This is a genomic window from Caballeronia sp. LZ028 (genome assembly GCF_031451415.1).
GTDB lineage: Bacteria > Pseudomonadota > Gammaproteobacteria > Burkholderiales > Burkholderiaceae > Caballeronia > Caballeronia zhejiangensis.
Window position 1 is genome coordinate 337,685 of the sequence record NZ_JARUXN010000001.1, and the last position, 17,630, is coordinate 355,314.

Sequence of the window (17,630 nt, forward strand, 5' to 3'; positions counted from 1 at the left end):
CCTGTGCGGCGTGCGACGCCATCAAATTCACGGAGTACGGAGTTTTCACGGTGACTCGGATAGACGCTAAAGACAGCGCGCTCGTGCTGTTCTCCGGCGGCCAGGACTCGGCCACGTGCCTCGCCTGGGCGCTCGAACGTTACAAGACGGTAGAGACGCTCGGTTTCGATTACGGACAGCGCCATCGCGTGGAACTCGAGTGCCGCGAAGGCTTTCGCGCCGCGATCGTGCGCGAGTTTCCGCAGTGGGCCGAACGGCTGGGCGAAGATCACATGATCGATCTGTCCGTGCTCGGCGCGATCAGCGATACCGCGATGACGCGCGAGATCGAGATTCAGGCGACCGCGAACGGCCTGCCCAACACGTTCGTGCCGGGCCGCAATCTGCTGTTCATGACGATTGCTGCAGCAGTGGCGTATCGGCGCGGGCTGAAGGTGCTGGTCGGCGGCATGTGCGAGACGGACTTCTCCGGCTATCCGGATTGCCGCGACGACACGATGAAAGCGCTGCAAGTCGCGCTCAATCTCGGCATGGAAACGCGCTACGCGCTCGAAACGCCGCTGATGTGGCTCGACAAGGCCGATACCTGGCGGCTCGCGGAAACGCTCGGCGGCGAGGCGCTCGTCGAACTGGTGCGCGTCGAGACGCACACTTGCTATGTCGGCGAGCGCGCGGAATTGCACGACTGGGGCTTCGGCTGCGGCCAATGCCCGGCATGCAAACTGCGCAAACGTGGTTATGAGGCGTATCGCGCGGGCGAGCAGGTCGATACCGCGCCGGTCTGATTTTTTTAGAGGTTCACAGAGCAGTCATGACGTACGCGGTAAAGGAAATTTTCTACACGTTGCAGGGCGAAGGCGCCAATGCCGGGCGTCCGGCCGTGTTCTGCCGTTTCGCGGGCTGCAATCTGTGGTCGGGACGCGAGGAAGATCGCGCGGACGCTGTCTGCCAGTTTTGCGACACCGATTTCGTCGGCACCGATGGCGAAAACGGTGGCAAGTACAAAACGCCGGCGGAACTCGTCGCGAAGATCGCATCGCTGTGGCCGGAAGGCGAGGCGCACAAGTTCGTCGTGTGCACGGGCGGCGAGCCGATGCTGCAGATCGACCAGCCGTTCGTCGATGCGCTGCACGAAGCCGGCTTCGAAATGGCCATCGAAACCAACGGTTCGCTGCCGGTGCTCGAGAGCATCGACTGGATCTGCGTGAGTCCGAAAGCCGACGCGCCGCTCGTCGTGACCAAAGGCAACGAGCTGAAAGTCGTGGTGCCGCAGGACAACCAGCGTCTTGCCGAGTACGAAAAGCTCGACTTCGAATACTTTCTCGTGCAACCGATGGACAACGCATCGCGCGACATCAACACGAAGCTCGCGATCGACTGGTGCAAGCGGCATCCGAAGTGGCGGCTGTCGATGCAGACGCACAAATACCTGAATATCCCCTGAACGCCGTGCAGACGATTACCCGAAAACTCGAATTCGATGCGGGCCACCGCATTCCCGATCACCGCAGCCAGTGCCGCAATCTGCACGGGCATCGCTACGTGCTCGAAATCACGCTGCAAGGCGATCTCGTCGATGTGGAAGGCGCGCCCGATCGCGGCATGGTGATGGACTTCGCCGACGTGAAAGCGCTCGCGATGGAGCATCTCGTCAACAAATGGGATCACGCGTTCATCGTCTACGAGGGCGATGTCAAGGTGCGCGAATTTCTGCAGACGCTGTCGGATCACAAGACCGTCGTGCTCGATCGCATTCCGACCGTCGAGAACCTCGCGGCCGTCGCGTTCAACATTCTCGCGGAAGTCTATGACGCGCACTACGGCGTCAATCTCAAGCTGAAGCGCGTGCGTCTGTACGAAACGCCGAACTGCTGGGCCGACGTCGCGCGCGGCTGATTTCAGGCGTGCGCGCGGCCGGAAGCACCTCCGGCGCGCGTGCTTTTGTCACGGTATGATCGTCCGATGAGTCGCCCATCCTCCGAGGCGGCGAGACACGGAGCGCACGCATGCCGTCACTTCATCCGTTTTTCCAGTGGCCGCGCGTGGCCGTCCTTCAACCGCTCGAAGGAGACGCGCGATGAGCACCTTCACCAATCCCCTCAAGCAGCGCTTCTCCGAACCGGGCACGTTGTTCGGCCTGTGGCTGTCGCTCGGCAGCGCCGATGCCGCCGAAGCGCTCGCGCACGCGGGCTTCGACTGGCTCTGCATCGACATGGAGCACTCGCCGAACGATAGCGCCGACGTCGTCGCCCAGTTGCGCGCGATCGCCGCCGCGCATCTGCCGAGCGAGCCGATCGTGCGGGTGCCGGCGAACGAAGGCTGGCTCGTCAAGCGCGCGCTCGACGCAGGCGCGCGCACGCTGATGTTCCCGAACGTGCAATCGGCGGAAGAGGCGGCGCGCATCGTGAGGCTGACGCAATATCCGACCGAAGCGGCGCTGCACGGCCTGCGCGGCGTGGCGGGCGCGGTGCGCGCGGCGGCATACGGTATGCGTCGCGATTACATGGCGAGCGCGAATGCGCAGATTGCGACGATCGTGCAGATCGAATCGGTCGCGGCGCTCGAAGCCGTCGATGAAATTGCCGCGACGCCGGGCGTCGATTGCCTGTTCATCGGGCCGGCGGATCTGGCCGCGAGCCTCGGTCATCTCGGCGACGGCAAGCATCCGGATGTGCAGGCGGCGATCACGAAGATCGTCGACGCGGCGAATCGCGCGGGCATCGCGAGCGGCATCTTCGCACTCGATGCCGCGAGCGCGAAGCAGTACGCGCAGGCGGGCGTCAAGCTCGTCGCGATCGGCGCGGATGTAATGTGGCTGTTGAAGGCGACGCGTCAGGCGTTGCAGGAGGCGAGATCATGAAAGCCGCCGCCGCTGCGATCATCGCGCTGGCGCTCGCCGGTGCGGCCCGCGCCGACAACGCGCCGAAGCCGACCGACATCGCGACGCAAAACGCCGTCGCCGATTACAACGCGGGCAATTTCGTCGCGGCGCGCTCGGAGTTTCGGCGTGCGGCGCAAAGAGGCAGCCGCCTCGCCGAATTCAACTACGCGATGATGCTGCTCAACGGCGAGGGCGGCCCGGCGGATGTGCCCGAAGGCAAGAAATGGCTGCGACGCGCCGCCGACGCCAACATGACGCACGCGCAATACGTGTACGGCAAGATGTACGACGACGGCCAGTTCGTCGAGAAAGATCCGGCGGAGGCGCATCGCTGGTTCCTGCGCGCGGCGAATCAGGGTCACGTGCAGGCCGAACTCGCGCTCGCCAACCAGTTCCTCGACGGACGCGGCACCGCGCGCGACAACACGCAGGCGTTCACCTGGTACAAGAAGGCTGCGGAAGGCGGCGACATGACGGCGCAATACGTCGCGGGATCGTTCTACGAGCGCGGCGGCGATGGCGTCGAACGCAATCTGAATGTCGCGCGAGCTTATTACGCGGCAGCGGCCGCGCAGGGCGATCCGGCGGCGAAGCTCAAGTATCTGCAGCTCAGCACCGAACTCGAGCAGCAAAAGCCGCAGTGACGGCGCGCGTCGATAAAAAAAACCGCGGTCGAAGCCGCGGCTCATGTGGCGGAAGATAGCCCGCTAACTCTGCATCAACCGCTTTTGCCGCGCGACGCTCATGATGAGCCCGGCCGCGACGCCGAGCGTCGTCAGCGCGGTTCCGCCGTAACTCATGAAGGGCAGCGGCACGCCGACCACCGGCAGAATCCCGCTCACCATGCCGATGTTGACGAACGCGTAAGTAAAGAACGCGAGCGTGAGCGATCCCGCCAATAATCGCCCGAAGAAGGTCGCTCCGTTCGCCGCGATGAACAGTCCGCGCGCGATGAGCGCCATATAAAGAAAGAGCAGCACGAGCCCGCCCGCGAGCCCGAACTCTTCGGAGAACACGGCGAAAATGAAGTCGGTGTGTTTCTCGGGGATGAACTCGAGGTGCGCCTGCGTGCCCTTCAGCCAGCCCTTGCCGAGCGTGCCGCCGGAGCCGATCGCGATCACCGCCTGGATCGTGTGGAAGCCTTTGCCGAGCGGATCGGAAGTCGGATCGAGCAGCGTGCAGATGCGATGCTTCTGGTAGTCGTGCATCATCGGCCAGACGACTTCGGGCTGACAAATCTTTTCCTGGAAGGTCGCGACGCCCGCCACCGCGATGACGCCCGCGATCAGCACCGGCAGGATCAGCTTGAAACTCAGCCCCGCGAAATAGATGACGAACATGCCCGCCGCGAACACGAGCACGGCGGTGCCGAGGTCCGGCTGCTTCGCGATCAGGCCGACGGGCAGCATCAGAATGAGAAAGCCGACGATGTAATCCCACCAGCGAATGTTGCTTTCGCGCTTCTGGTAGTACCACGCGAGCATCAGCGGCATCGCGATCTTCATGATTTCCGATGGCTGGATCACCACGCCGACATTGAGCCAGCGCTTCGCGCCCTTGCGCGTCAGGCCGAACGCGGCGACCGCGATCAGCAACGCGACGCCGACCGTATAGAGCGGCACGGCGAAGCGCATCAGCGTTTGCGGCGGAATGTTGGCGAGTATCCACATCAGGCCGAAGGTCAGCATGATGTTGCGCAACTGGTCTTCGACGCGGCCCGGCATGTCGAGGCTGGCGCTATAGAGCGTCACGATTCCGACGCCGAGCAGCAGGAACACGATGAGCGCGAGCGGCTTGTCGAAGCCCGCGAACATGCGCTTGGCGCGGTCCAGCAGCTCGCGCTTGTCGAATTGGACGTGCAGTTGCATGGCGGTTTCCTTTACTCGTCGATGCCGCCGGACGGCGCGAGAACGCGCACCCCGTCGTTTTCGTTGCTGCGCACCATGGTGGGCGTCGGCTCGCTCGGGCGCTTCTTCGGCGCGGGCGATCGGCCGGGCGTCGATGCAGGCACCGCAGCCGCAGGCGCAGCGGGCGGCGCCGACGCAGCGCGCGGTTTCGAGACTTTCGGAGCGGATGCCGCAGGCGCCGACGCCGCCTTCGCGGCATCCGGATTCGACGCCGCTTGCGGCGAAAACGCCGGCGACGAATTCGCGACCGACGCGGGCAGCGCGACGGCGGCGGGCGGTTGCGTGCCGCCGATGACCGGCACGGTCGCTTCGGTCGTGGCCGAAGCCGCCGCTGCGACCGCCGCCGCTTCCGCGCCCGGCTTGAGACGGTCGACGAGGTAATAGTCGAGCACCTTGCGCGCGATCGGACCGGCGGACTCCGCGCCCCAGCCGCCGTTTTCGACGATCAGCGCGATCGCGATCTTCGGCTGCTCCGCCGGCGCGAACGCGATGAACAACGCATGGTCGCGCAGATGCTCGGCCGTTCCGCCGTGGCCCCGATAGTTCGCGCCCTGCAGCGAATAGACCTGTGCCGTGCCCGTCTTGCCCGCCGCGAGATAGGGCGCACCCGCGAAAACCTTCGCTGCCGTGCCGTTCGTCACGACGCCTTCCATTGCGTGCTTGATGACGTCGATGTCCTTCTGCTGCACCGGAATCTTGTTGCTCGGATCGCGCACGACCGCGCGCAGGTCCTTGTTGATCGGATTCTCGATGTTGCGCACGAGGTGCGGCTTCATCACGACGCCGTTATTCGCGAGCGTCGCCGTCGCGTGCGCGAGTTGCAGGATCGTGAACGAGTTGTAGCCCTGTCCGATGCCGAGGCTGATCGTTTCGCCTTCGTACCATTTCTGCTGTTCGGGCTTGCGGTACGCCTTGCGCTTCCATTCCGTCGACGGAAGAATGCCCTTCGCCTCGCCCGCGATATCGATGCCGGTGATCTGGCCGAAGCCCCACGGCTTCATGAAGCCGGCCATCGCATTGACGCCGAGATCGCGCGCGAGCATGTAGAAGTACGTGTCGTTCGACACGACGATCGCGCGGTTCATGTCCACCCAGCCCTGACCCGAGCGCACGTCGTTGCGGAACGTGTGGCCGCCGAACGTGAAGTAGCCCGGATCCTGGAAGCCCCAGCCCGGCGTGCGCTTGTGCAGCGACAACGCGGCGAGCGCCATGAACGGCTTGTAAGTCGACCCCGGCGGATACGTGCCGTGCAGCGGACGATTCAAGAGCGGATGATCCGGCGAATTGTTGAGCGCGTCCCAGGTTTGCTGATCGATGCCGTCGACGAACGAATTCGGATCGAAACTCGGCGCGGAGACGAATGCGAGCACGTCGCCGGTCGATGGCTCGATCGCGACGAGCGCGCCGCGCTTGCCCGCGAATGCCTGCTCCGCGACCTGCTGCAAGCCGATATCCAGCGACAACTGCAAATTGTTGCCCGGCGTCGCCTGCGTGCGCGACATCGTGCGTACCGGACGGCCGCCCGCGGTCACTTCCACTTCCTCGAAACCGGTCAGGCCGTGCAGCTCCGTTTCGTAGCTCTGCTCGACGCCGATCTTGCCGACGTAATCCGTGCCCTTGTAGTTGTTGGCGTCGAGGCGCGGATCATAGTGATCCGAGCTTTCGTCGTTGGCGTCGCTCGCGTCGTCGATGCGCTCCTGATCGCGCTGCGAAATGCGCCCGATATAGCCGATCACATGCGCTGCGGTCGTGCCGAGCGGATATTGGCGGAACAGGCGCGCGCGCACTTCGACGCCGGGAAAGCGGAAACGCTGCGCCGTGAACTTGGCGACTTCCTCGTCGGTGAGACGCGTGCGAATCGGCAGGCTTTCGAAATTCTTCGAGTCTTCGAGAAGCTTCTTGAAACGGCGGCGGTCGCGCGCGTCGATCGGAATGACTTGCGACAGCTCGTCGATGGTTTCGTCGAGCGTGCCGTTGATCTTGGAGCGCGTGATTTCGAGCGTGTACGCCGAATAGTTCTTCGCCAGCACGACCCCGTTGCGGTCGGTGATGATGCCGCGATTCGGCACGATCGGCGCGACCGAAATGCGGTTCTCGTTTGCCTGCAACGAGTATTTGCTGAAATGCCAGACCTGCAGATAGAGGAAGCGCAGCCCGATCAGCCCGAAGCAGATGAACACGAACAGTCCCGCCGCCGCGACGCGCAGGCGGAACTTCGACAACTGTTGCTCGGTGTTCTTGATTTCGGTCATGCAGCTTTCGCGGTGTGCTCGCGATTCAAGTGTAGTTCGCGCGCGGCGGTTTTTTCGCCGACCCGGCGCCGCGCGGCAAGACTCAGATTGGACGCGTATCGTCCGGGTCGGCGGCGCGGCGTTGCGGCATCAGCAGGAGGAAGCTCGCGATCGGCCAGAGCAGCGCTTCGACGAATCCGTTGATGAGATAGCTCCAGCCGGGGAACGCGGCGCCCGTCATGAGGCGGATGATGAAAGGCACGAGATGCGCGCCCACCAGCAGCGGCGCGACGACGAACATCTGCACGGGCAGTGTCATCCACAGCACGCGGCGATGAATCGTGATCGCGCCGTACGAAAGCAGCGTGTAGGCCAGCGCGTGTTCGCCAAGGAGATTCGCGTTGTGCACGTCCATCAGGATGCCGAGCATGAACGCGATGCCCATGCCGACCTTGCGCGGTTGATGCACGTTCCAGAACAGCAGCACGAGCGCGACGAAATCCGGCACGCCGATGAGCCGTCCCCACGGCATGAGGTTCAGCAGGAACGCGGCGGCCAGGCTGAACGTGATGAAGTACGGATTGACCGGCTGCAGGATGTATTGCGGGCGGTTCATCGCGCGGCTCCCGATGATGCGGGTTTCGGCGCATGCGCCTTCTTCGACGGTTTCGCCGCCGCGCCCGATGCAGCTTTCGGCTCGGCCGCCTTCTCCGACGGCTTCGCGGGCGCGGGCGCTGCCGGTGTTGCAGCCGCTGGCGCAGAACCCGGCACCGGAGCGGAAGCGCCGCTCGCGCCCGCTGCGGCCGCAGCCTTCGGCGCGGGCTTCTTCTTGCCCTTGTTTTCCTTCGCTTCCTTGGCGGCCGCGGCTGCTTCGACTTCGACCGGATTCGGCGGCTGATTCAAGTTGTAGTGCAGCACGAGCAACTGGCGCGCGCCGCGCACGGCCGCGATCGGCACGCAGACGACGCGCGCGAACGCCGTATCCGCCTGCTTGTCGACGCGCAGCACCTTCGCGACCGGCAGTCCCGGCGGATAGATGCCGTCGAGGCCGCTCGTCACGAGTTCGTCGCCGGCTTGGACGTCGGCGCTGATCGGCACGAAGCGAAGATCGAGCGTGTCGCCCTTCGGCGTGCCGTAAATCACGCTGCGCAAGCCGGTGCGCGAGATCTGGACGGGCACGGCCTGGTCTTTATCGGTGAGCAGCGTGACTTCGGATTGCAGCGGAAACACGCGCGTCACCTGACCGATCACGCCGTCTTCGGTGACGACGGGCGCGCCGTCCTGGATATTCTGCTGCGAACCCTTGCCGATCACGACTTTCTGCGTGAACGGATCGCGCGTGTCGTATTGAATTTCGGCGGGCGTTTCTTCGGTCGTTGCGCGCGATTGCAGATTCAGCAGCGCGCGCAGATGCGCGTTCTCGATGGCGAGCTGGGCCGCGTCGCCCGCCTTGACGGAAAGCTCCAGATTCTTGTCGCTGAGCTTGCGGTTTTCGCTGCGCAGCGTCGCGCTGGTCACGGCGAGATCGGCGGCGCCCATGAAGATGTCGCGCGGCACCAGCGCCGCGCGCTGCAACGGATACAGCCCGGCGCCGAGCATCCCGCGAACGATTTCCAGCGTGCTGAAGCGAGCGTCCGAGATGAGCAGCGCGATGGCGAGCACCACGAAGAAAATCAGGCGCGCGAGCGCGGAAGGGCCTTGCTTGAAAAGGGGCGGCGGACTGTATTCCATGGTCGGCGCCGAGGGCGTGAACGGATGGATCGATGCTGCAGGTCACTTCGCCGGCGGCGAAACCTGCCCTACGCTGTTCCGACAACGGCCCGGACAGAGGCCGGGCCGTGCGCGCGTCGCGTTACGCGGGTGCTTGCAAGCGTGCTTCGGCGTTGCGTCGATATCCGGACGCCCGAAGCAGCAGATCACTCGTACGAGAAGATGCTGCCGAGCTTGTCCATGCGCTCGAGCGCCATGCCCGAGCCACGCACCACGCAAGTCAGCGGATCTTCGGCGACGAGCACCGGCAGGCCGGTTTCTTCCGCGAGCAGGCGGTCGAGATCGCGCAGGAGCGCGCCGCCGCCCGTCAGCATCATGCCGCGCTCCGCGATGTCCGCGCCGAGTTCCGGCGGCGTCTGTTCGAGCGCGATCTTCACCGACGACACGATCTGGTTCAGCGGGTCGGTCAGCGCTTCGAGAATTTCATTGCTCGAAATGGTGAAGCTGCGCGGAATGCCTTCCGACAGATTGCGGCCCTTGACTTCCATTTCCTTCACTTCGGAGCCGGGGAACGCCGAGCCGATTTCCTTCTTGATGGCTTCGGCTGTTTGCTCGCCGATCAGCATGCCGTAGTTGCGGCGGATGTAGTTGACGATGGCCTCGTCGAACTTGTCGCCGCCGACGCGCACCGAGCCCTTGTACACGATGCCGCCCAGCGAGATGACGCCGACTTCCGTCGTGCCGCCGCCGATGTCGACGACCATCGAGCCCGTTGCTTCCGAAACCGGCAGGCCCGCGCCGATTGCCGCGGCCATCGGCTCTTCGATCAGATAGACCTGCGAGGCGCCCGCGCCGTGTGCCGCTTCCTTGATCGCGCGGCGCTCGACTTGAGTGGAGCCGCACGGCACGCAGATGATGATGCGCGGCGACGGCGAGAACATGCGGGATTCGTGAGCGGTCTTGATGAACTGCTTGATCATCTGCTCGGTGACGGTGAAGTCGGCGATCACGCCGTCCTTCATCGGGCGAATGGCCTCGATGTTGCCCGGCACTTTACCGAGCATCTGCTTGGCTTCCTTGCCGACCGCCTGAATGGTCTTCTTGCCGTTGGGGCCGCCTTCCTGGCGAATCGAAACGACCGAGGGTTCGTCGAGGACGATGCCCTTGCCGCGCATGTAGATCAGCGTGTTGGCGGTGCCGAGGTCAATCGCCAGGTCGTTGGAGAAATAGCTGCGCAAAAAACCGAACATTCAAAAATCCTGTCTCGCTGGGTGGCCGTTCGTCGCGAGGAGCGCCGGGGACGGCAGCGGAAAAAATAACGGTTTGCCGGGGCGGCGAACGCTCGCCGGGAAGGGCAAATCCGGGAAGAAATCTACTGCAGAACGGAACGCTGGACGCAAACGTTTCTCGGAATCCATCAAATGCGGGAGAAAGCCGCCGACAAGCCGTTCCAGAGGTGAGTCGAACGTGTAATGATACCTTATAATTTGTGGGTATCTATAGGAAAAGGATGGCAGTTTTTGCCATCGCCAGACCTGTTTCCGAGGGCTCCTTTCAAGATCGCAACTGGCTGCTGCAGCGAAAGTTTTCGAGATTGAGGCTGTCCACGCTTTCTCCGGTGAATCCATGTCTTTGACCCTGACCGACGTAAAACGCATCGCGCACCTCGCGCGGCTCGAATTGCCCGACCACGAAGCCGAGCCCACGCTCACGCGGCTCAACGATTTTTTCGGTCTCGTCGAGCAGATGCAGGCCGTCGACACGACCGGCATCGAACCGCTCGCGCACCCGATCGAGCAGATCGAGGAAGTCGCGCTGCGTCTGCGTGACGACGCTGTCTCAGAGCGTGTCGAACGCGAAGAGTTCCAGCGTTGCGCGCCCGCCGTGCAAGACGGACTCTATCTCGTGCCCAAAGTCATCGAATAAGCATCAAACATTCAGCGTCAGCGCGTGATTCACACCGCGCTCATCAGGAAACTGCAATGCATCAGAAAAGCTTGACCGAACTGCGCGCGGCGCTCGACTCGAAGGAAGTATCCGCGGTCGAACTGGCGCAGTCGTATCTGCGGCGCATCGAGGGCGCGAAGGAATTGAACGCGTTCATCGGCGTCGACGCCGCGCTCACGCTCGAACAGGCGAAAGCCGCCGACGCGCTCATCGCCGAAGGCCGCGCGGGCGCGCTCACCGGCTTGCCGATCGCGCACAAGGACGTCTTCGTCACGCGCGGCTGGACATCGACCGCCGGCTCGCACATGCTCGAAAACTATTCGAGTCCGTTCGATGCGACCGTCGTCGATCGCCTCGCGAACGCCGGTATGGTCACGCTCGGCAAGACCAACATGGACGAGTTCGCGATGGGCTCGTCCAACGAGAATTCGTACTTCGGCGCGGTGAAGAATCCGTGGGATATGAAGGCCGTGCCGGGCGGTTCGTCGGGCGGTTCGGCTGCTGCCGTGGCCGCGCGTCTCGCGCCCGCCGCGACCGGCACGGACACCGGCGGCTCCATCCGCCAGCCCGCTTCGTTCACCGGCATCACCGGCATCAAACCGACGTATGGCCGCGTTTCGCGTTATGGAATGATCGCGTTCGCGTCGTCGCTGGATCAGGGCGGCCCGATGGCGCAAACGGCGCACGACTGCGCGCTGCTGCTGAACGCGATGGGCGGCTTCGACGAGCGCGATTCCACGAGCCTTCAACGCGAGAACGAAGACTACACGCGCTACCTCGGCAAGACGTGGAACGGCAGCGATGATGCCGGCAAGCCGCTGAAGGGCTTGCGCATCGGCATGCCGAAGGAGTATTTCGGCGCGGGTCTCGCCGACGACGTGCGCGCGTCCATCGACGCCGCATTGAAGCAATACGAAGCGCTCGGCGCGACGCTCGTCGAAGTGTCGCTGCCGAAGACCGAGCTTTCGATTCCCGTGTACTACATCATCGCGCCGGCGGAGGCATCGTCGAATCTGTCGCGCTTCGATGGCGTGCGCTACGGGCATCGCGCGGCCGAGTACCGCGATCTGCTCGACATGTACAAGAAGTCGCGCGCGGAAGGCTTCGGGCCGGAAGTGAAGCGGCGGATTCTCGTCGGCACGTACGTGCTGTCGCACGGTTATTACGACGCGTACTACCTGCAGGCGCAGAAGATTCGCCGCATCATCGCGCGCGATTTCCAGGAAGCGTTCAAGCAGTGCGACGTCATCATGGGACCGGTCGCGCCGTCGGTCGCGTGGAATCTCGGCGAGAAGGCCGACGATCCCGTGCAGATGTATCTCGCCGATATCTACACGCTTTCCGTGAGCCTCGCGGGCCTGCCCGGCATGAGCGTGCCGTGCGGTTTCGGCGCGGGCGCGAATGCGAATCGGCCGGTCGGTCTGCAGATCATCGGCAACTATTTCAACGAAGCCCGGATGCTCCAGGTCGCCGACGCTTATCAGCGCGCGACCGACTGGCACCGCAAGGCACCTGCATCGGCATTGGCATCGGGAGTGTGAACATGCAGTGGGAAGTCGTCATCGGTCTGGAAACGCACGCGCAGCTTTCCACCGTCTCCAAGATTTTTTCCGGCGCGCCCACGCAGTTCGGCGCGAGCCCGAATTCGCAGGCGAGTCCCGTCGATCTCGCGTTGCCCGGCGTGTTGCCTGTGATGAACCGCGGCGCCGTCGAGCGCGCGATCCGCTTCGGTCTCGCGATCGGTTCGCACATCGCGCCGCGCAGCATCTTCGCGCGCAAGAACTACTTCTATCCGGATCTTCCGAAGGGCTATCAGATCAGCCAGTACGAGATTCCGGTCGTGCAGGGCGGGCAGATCACGATTCAGGTGCCGGCCAACGAGAAGGCGGGCAAGGAAGCGTACGAGAAGACCATCAACCTGACGCGCGCGCACCTCGAAGAGGACGCAGGCAAGTCGCTGCACGAAGACTTCGCGGGCATGACGGGCATCGACCTGAACCGCGCGGGCACGCCGCTGCTCGAAATCGTCACTGAGCCGGAAATGCGCAGCGCCGCGGAAGCGGTCGCGTATGCGAAGGCACTGCACGGTCTCGTCGTGTGGCTCGGCATCTGCGACGGCAACATGCAGGAAGGCTCGTTCCGTTGCGACGCGAACGTCTCGGTGCGCCCGGTCGGCCAGAAGGAATTCGGCACGCGCGCCGAGATCAAGAACTTGAACTCGTTCCGCTTTCTCGAAGAAGCGATCCAGTACGAAGTGCGCCGTCAGATCGAGCTGATCGAAGACGGCGGCACGGTGGTTCAGGAAACGCGTCTTTATGACCCGGACAAGCGCGAAACGCGTTCGATGCGTAGCAAGGAAGACGCGCACGATTACCGCTATTTCCCCGATCCCGATCTGATGCCGCTCGTGATCGATGCATCGTGGATCGATCGCGTGAAGGGCGAGATGCCCGAGCTGCCGGCGGACATGCAGAAGCGTTTCGTCGACACGTACGGTTTGACGCCGTATGACGCGGGCGTGCTGACTTCGTCGAAGGCGATGGCGTCCTACTTCGAAGCGCTCGTGCAGAAGGCGGGCGCGGCCCAGGCGAAGATCGCCGCGAACTGGATGATGGGCGACGTCTCCGCGCAACTGAATCGCGAATCGCTCGATATCAGCGAATCGCCGGTATCGGCCGCGCAGCTCGCGCTCATCATTCAGCGCATCGCCGATGGCACCATCTCCAACAAGATCGCGAAGGACATTTTCCAGACGATCTGGGAAGAGAAGGCGACCGACGAGGCCGCCGCGGATCGCATCATCGACGCGAAGGGTTTGAAGCAGATTTCCGACACCGGCGCGCTCGAGGCGATCATCGACGAGGTGCTTGCGGCAAACCAGAAGTCCGTCGAGGAATTCCGCGCGGGCAAGGAGAAGGCGTTCAACGCGCTGATCGGTCAGGCGATGAAGGCGACCAAGGGCAAGGCGAATCCGCAGCAGGTGAACGAGCTTTTGAAGAAGAAACTCGGCTGATTGTTTCGGTGCGTGAAAGACAGGGCCGTTGCCGGTTAAGCTAGGCGACGGCCTTTCTTTTTGGTGATCACAAAAATATGGCAAAAAAACCCGAACTCGACGACTTCCGTGTGCCTTTCTTCGACGCCGGCAAGAAGCGCAAGCCATTCGACCTGAGCGCGATCGATCCGTCCGCGAAGCCGTTTTCCAGCGGCACGAAGGACATCGACCGCGAGCGTCTCACGGCGATCGGCGTGCAACTCGACGATCTTCAGGAGAAACTGCACGCGCAGCGCCGCCGGCGCGTGCTGCTCGTGCTGCAGGGCATGGACACGAGCGGCAAGGACGGCACGGTGCGCGCGGTGTTTCACGATGTCGATCCGCTCGGCTTGCGCATCGTGCCGTTTCGCGCGCCGTCCGAGCGCGAGGCCGCGCACGATTTTCTGTGGCGCGTGCACGCGCAGGCGCCGATGGCCGGCGAATTCGCGATCTTCAACCGCAGTCACTACGAAGACGTGCTCGTGCCGCGCGTGCTGAAGTCGATCGATGCCGACGAATGCGAACGGCGTTATCGGCATATTCGCGAATTCGAGGCGCTGCTCGCTGACAGCGGCACCACCATCGTCAAATGCTTCCTGCACATTTCGAAGGACGAGCAGCGCGAGCGACTGCAGGCGCGCATCGACGATCCGACGAAACACTGGAAGTTCGACGTCTCCGATCTCGAAGCGCGCAAGCAATGGGACGACTACCAGGCCGCATACGCCGACGCGCTCGCGGCGACATCGACGGATTACGCGCCTTGGTACATCATTCCGGGCAATTCGAAGACGCATCGCAACGTGATGGTCGCAGAGCTGCTGTTGCGCACGATGCAGGACATGAAGCTCGAATTCCCGCCGGCGAAAGAATCGCTGAAGGGCGTGAAGGTCGAATAATCAAGATCAAAAAGGAAGAACATGTTTCGCGTGATAACCGCCAATCTCAACGGCATCCGTTCGGCCGCCAAGAAAGGTTTCTTCGACTGGTTCGGAGAGCAGAAATCCGACGTCGTGTGCGTTCAGGAAATCAAATGCTCGCAGGACGATCTGACGCCGGAATTTCTCGCGCCGCACGGTTTCCAGGGCTATTTCCAGCACGCGGTGAAGAAGGGCTATAGCGGCGCCGGTCTGTACACGCGCCACGAACCGGATGACGTGATCATCGGCTTCGGTTCGGAAGAGTTCGATCCGGAAGGGCGCTATGTCGAAGCGCGTTTCGGCAAGTTGTCGGTCGTGTCGGTGTATGTGCCGTCGGGTTCGAGCGGCGACGAGCGTCAGCAGGCGAAGTATCGCTTCATGGACGAGTTCATGCCGCATCTGGACGCGCTTTCGAAGGAGCGCGAAGTCATCCTGTGCGGCGATGTGAATATCGTGCACAAGGAAATCGACATCAAGAACTGGAAGAGCAACCAGAAGAATTCCGGTTGTTTGCCCGAAGAACGCGCGTGGCTCACGAAGCTTTTCGAGGACGTCGGTTATGTCGATGTATTCCGCACGCTCGATCAGCGTCCCGAGCAATATACGTGGTGGAGCAATCGCGGCCAGGCGTATGCGAAGAACGTCGGGTGGCGTATCGATTATCAGATCGCGACGAAGGAAGTCGCCGCGACCGCGAAGAAGACGTCGATTTTCCGGGATATCAAGTTCAGCGACCACGCGCCGCTGACGATCGATTACGACTGGAAGATCGCGAAGAAGAAGTGAGCTAGCGCCCGCTCTTCTTGAACCGCCCCATTCCCGCGTAATTCGGCAACTGATCGATGGTCTTGCCGACCGCCTTCGCATAGAGCGGCATCATGTCCGGCATGCGTTTGAGCAGATCCTGCCGGCGATCCGGCCCGTACGGATGTAGCCAGATGAAGCCATCGTCCGCGCGGCGCGTGCCCGAATCGATCTTGTTCCACAACGTGACGGCCGCGCGCGGATCGTAGCCCGCGCGCGACGCGATCTCGCTGCCGATCACGTCGGCTTCGGTTTCGTCGGCGGGGGAATAGCGCATCGTCAGCAGTTCATCGCCGATATCGGGCTGCTGCGACGCGTAATTCGAAAAGCCGAAAAGCTGCGGCATGCCGTTCGACGAGAGCTGCGCCGCCTGCTGCCGCCCGAGCCGCTCGCGCGCATGTTCGCGCAACGCGTGCGCGATTTCATGGCCGATCATCATGCCGATCTCGTTGTCGTTCAGATGCAGCTTGTCGATCAGCCCGCTGTACACGACGATCTTCCCGCCCGGCAGGCAGACCATGCGCTCGTCGGCCGACTTGATGACGTTGATCTCCCACTTCCAGCTCTTCGCGCGATCGTTCCACTTGAGCGCGAACGGAATCTCGTGATTCGCGATTTCGCGCACGCGTTTGACGAGCGGGTTGGTATCGGGGAGCAGCGTCTTGTTGCGCTCGGCATCGTGGATGACCTGCGCGTATTCGTCGGCGGCCTGCGCTTCGAGCGTCGCGGGCGCAATCAAGTTGCGAAACAGCGCCGTATTGCCGAAACGGATCTGGTTGTTCGGTGCGGAGTACGGCGGCGGCGTCTTTTGTTCGTCCTGGGCATACGCGGACGAAGGCGCGAGCGACGCCCATGTCCATGCGCAAACCAAGGCGCGAAGCTTGAAAGAAACCGTCATCGTCGAATTCTCCAGGGCGCGATCTTGGGCAACAGTAACATGCCCGGAATGGACAGCGCGACGCAGATCATGAAGTACGGAAACCAGCCGGTTTCATTCACGATGTAGCCGCTGCCCGCCGCCGCGAAGGTGCGCGGCACGGCCGCGAGGCTCGTGAAGAGCGCGAATTGGGTCGCGGTGTAGCGCGGGTCGGTCGTGCTCGCGATATACGCCGTGAAGGTCGCGAGCGTGAGACCCGTCGCGAAGGTTTCGAAGCCGTACAGCACGCCGAGCGCGAACGGCGACGGCCCGATCTTCGCGAGCCATGCGAAGCCGAGCGTCGCGACGATCTGCAGAATGCCGAAGATCCACAAGCCGCGCGCAATGCCGATCTTCACGAGCGCGATGCCGCCGAGCAAGCCGCCCGCGATGCTCGCCCAGAACGCGACCGCTTTCGCGATCACGCCGATCTGCGCGAGCGAGAATCCGACGTCGATGAAGAACTTCGTCGCGAGCGCGGTGGCCATCGTATCGCCGAGCTTGTACAGGAAGATGAAACTGAGCACGAGCAGCGCCGCGCGCCAGCCGTCACGCGTGACGAACTCGTGAAAGGGCTCGACGATCGCCTCGCGCAGATTTTTCGGCGGCGCGCCATGAATCTGCGGCTCCTTCACGACGAGCGTCATGATGAGTCCCGGCAGCATGAACGCGGCGGTGATCAGAAAGACGCTTTTCCACGGCAGGACGGTCGCGAGAATCAGCGACAGCGAACCGGGCACGAGTCCCGCGACCTTATATGCGTTGACGTGCACCGCGTTGCCGAGCCCTTGTTCGGTGTCGGCGAGGAGCTCGCGGCGATAGGCATCGATGACGATATCCTGACTCGCGCTGAAGAACGCGACGAGCGCGGCGATCGCGGCGACGGCCCAGAGATTCTGCTCGGGCGAGAAGAAGCCGAACGAGCCGATCGCGATCATCACGAGCACTTGCGTGACGAACATCCAGCCGCGCCGCCTGCCCGGACTCCAGCCGGGAAAGCGCGGAATGAAACGGTCCATCAGCGGCGACCAGACGAATTTCCACGTGTACGGAAGTCCGATCAGCGCGAAGAGACCGATCTCCTTGACGTTGATGTGCGCGGTCGTGAGCCACGCCTGCAACAGGCTATAAAGCGTGAAGAGCGGCAATCCGGACGTAAAGCCGAGAAAGACGCAAATGAGGATGCGCTTGTTGAGGAACGCGCGCCATCCGGGATGATCTTCGTGAGCAGTTAGAGCGGGCGCCTCGTGTGGCGTATCGGGCATGTCAGATAACGGGCAGTT

Annotated in this window: 17 protein-coding genes; 10 read left to right on the forward strand and 7 right to left on the reverse strand. The window is 63.2% G+C overall.

Translation table 11 applies throughout. The annotated features are described in order from the left end of the window. Positions 1–50: 50 nt before the first annotated feature. From queC to QCE58_RS01620, 5 genes are all read left to right on the forward strand, one after another. Positions 51–785, forward strand: a complete 735-nt coding sequence (gene queC, locus QCE58_RS01600) for a 7-cyano-7-deazaguanine synthase QueC (protein ID WP_008352176.1) — start codon at positions 51–53, stop codon at positions 783–785. Between the two features lie 26 nt (positions 786–811). Continuing rightward, positions 812–1,444, forward strand: coding sequence for a 7-carboxy-7-deazaguanine synthase (gene queE, locus QCE58_RS01605; protein WP_008352174.1), 633 nt, complete (start codon positions 812–814; stop codon positions 1,442–1,444). Positions 1,445–1,449: 5 nt separating this feature from the next. Then, a complete protein-coding gene (gene queD, locus QCE58_RS01610; RefSeq protein ID WP_008352173.1) occupies positions 1,450–1,896 on the forward strand; it encodes a 6-carboxytetrahydropterin synthase QueD in 447 nt (148 codons plus the stop codon). Positions 1,897–2,077: 181 nt separating this feature from the next. Continuing rightward, positions 2,078–2,860, forward strand: coding sequence for an HpcH/HpaI aldolase/citrate lyase family protein (locus QCE58_RS01615; protein WP_175979707.1), 783 nt, complete (start codon positions 2,078–2,080; stop codon positions 2,858–2,860). Then, positions 2,857–3,525: a tetratricopeptide repeat protein gene (locus tag QCE58_RS01620; RefSeq protein WP_034470327.1), complete on the forward strand. Its 669-nt coding sequence runs from the start codon at positions 2,857–2,859 to the stop codon at positions 3,523–3,525. Before QCE58_RS01615 ends, QCE58_RS01620 begins: the two co-directional genes overlap by 4 nt. 63 nt (positions 3,526–3,588) lie before the next feature. Here QCE58_RS01620 and rodA read toward each other — a convergent pair whose 3' ends face one another. From rodA to QCE58_RS01645, 5 genes are all read right to left on the reverse strand, one after another. Further along, positions 3,589–4,749 (reverse strand): rod shape-determining protein RodA, encoded by a 1,161-nt coding sequence (gene rodA, locus QCE58_RS01625; RefSeq protein WP_008352167.1) that lies wholly within the window; start codon positions 4,747–4,749, stop codon positions 3,589–3,591. Positions 4,750–4,760: 11 nt separating this feature from the next. Further along, positions 4,761–7,040: a penicillin-binding protein 2 gene (mrdA, locus tag QCE58_RS01630; protein ID WP_250480195.1), complete on the reverse strand. Its 2,280-nt coding sequence runs from the start codon at positions 7,038–7,040 to the stop codon at positions 4,761–4,763. A gap of 82 nt (positions 7,041–7,122) precedes the next feature. Continuing rightward, positions 7,123–7,635, reverse strand: a complete 513-nt coding sequence (gene mreD / locus QCE58_RS01635; RefSeq protein ID WP_008352165.1) for a rod shape-determining protein MreD — start codon at positions 7,633–7,635, stop codon at positions 7,123–7,125. Further along, positions 7,632–8,750 carry a rod shape-determining protein MreC gene (gene mreC / locus QCE58_RS01640; protein WP_034470331.1) on the reverse strand — a complete coding sequence of 373 codons (1,119 nt, stop codon included), beginning with the start codon at positions 8,748–8,750 and terminating at the stop codon, positions 7,632–7,634. The genes mreD and mreC overlap by 4 nt, the downstream gene beginning before the upstream one ends. A gap of 185 nt (positions 8,751–8,935) precedes the next feature. After that, entirely contained in the window at positions 8,936–9,979 is a 1,044-nt protein-coding gene (locus QCE58_RS01645; RefSeq protein ID WP_004189550.1) for a rod shape-determining protein, read from the reverse strand. 376 nt (positions 9,980–10,355) lie between these two features. On the opposite strand from QCE58_RS01645, the gene gatC reads away from it, so the two are divergent. From gatC to QCE58_RS01670, 5 genes are all read left to right on the forward strand, one after another. Then, entirely contained in the window at positions 10,356–10,655 is a 300-nt protein-coding gene (gene gatC / locus QCE58_RS01650; RefSeq protein WP_008352020.1) for an Asp-tRNA(Asn)/Glu-tRNA(Gln) amidotransferase subunit GatC, read from the forward strand. 56 nt (positions 10,656–10,711) lie between these two features. Next, a complete protein-coding gene (gene gatA / locus QCE58_RS01655; protein WP_250520886.1) occupies positions 10,712–12,217 on the forward strand; it encodes an Asp-tRNA(Asn)/Glu-tRNA(Gln) amidotransferase subunit GatA in 1,506 nt (501 codons plus the stop codon). Positions 12,218–12,219: 2 nt separating this feature from the next. After that, positions 12,220–13,689 (forward strand): Asp-tRNA(Asn)/Glu-tRNA(Gln) amidotransferase subunit GatB, encoded by a 1,470-nt coding sequence (gene gatB / locus QCE58_RS01660; RefSeq protein WP_250435423.1) that lies wholly within the window; start codon positions 12,220–12,222, stop codon positions 13,687–13,689. Between the two features lie 77 nt (positions 13,690–13,766). After that, positions 13,767–14,606: a PPK2 family polyphosphate kinase gene (locus tag QCE58_RS01665; RefSeq protein WP_175979711.1), complete on the forward strand. Its 840-nt coding sequence runs from the start codon at positions 13,767–13,769 to the stop codon at positions 14,604–14,606. A gap of 21 nt (positions 14,607–14,627) precedes the next feature. Further along, positions 14,628–15,413 carry an exodeoxyribonuclease III gene (locus QCE58_RS01670; RefSeq protein ID WP_250480198.1) on the forward strand — a complete coding sequence of 262 codons (786 nt, stop codon included), beginning with the start codon at positions 14,628–14,630 and terminating at the stop codon, positions 15,411–15,413. Between the two features lies 1 nt (position 15,414). Here the strand turns inward: QCE58_RS01670 and QCE58_RS01675 are convergent, their stop codons facing one another. Next, positions 15,415–16,329 carry a M48 family metallopeptidase gene (locus tag QCE58_RS01675; protein WP_250480199.1) on the reverse strand — a complete coding sequence of 305 codons (915 nt, stop codon included), beginning with the start codon at positions 16,327–16,329 and terminating at the stop codon, positions 15,415–15,417. After that, positions 16,326–17,612, reverse strand: a complete 1,287-nt coding sequence (locus tag QCE58_RS01680; RefSeq protein WP_008352007.1) for an AmpG family muropeptide MFS transporter — start codon at positions 17,610–17,612, stop codon at positions 16,326–16,328. Before QCE58_RS01680 ends, QCE58_RS01675 begins: the two co-directional genes overlap by 4 nt. Between the last annotated feature and the right edge of the window lie 18 nt (positions 17,613–17,630).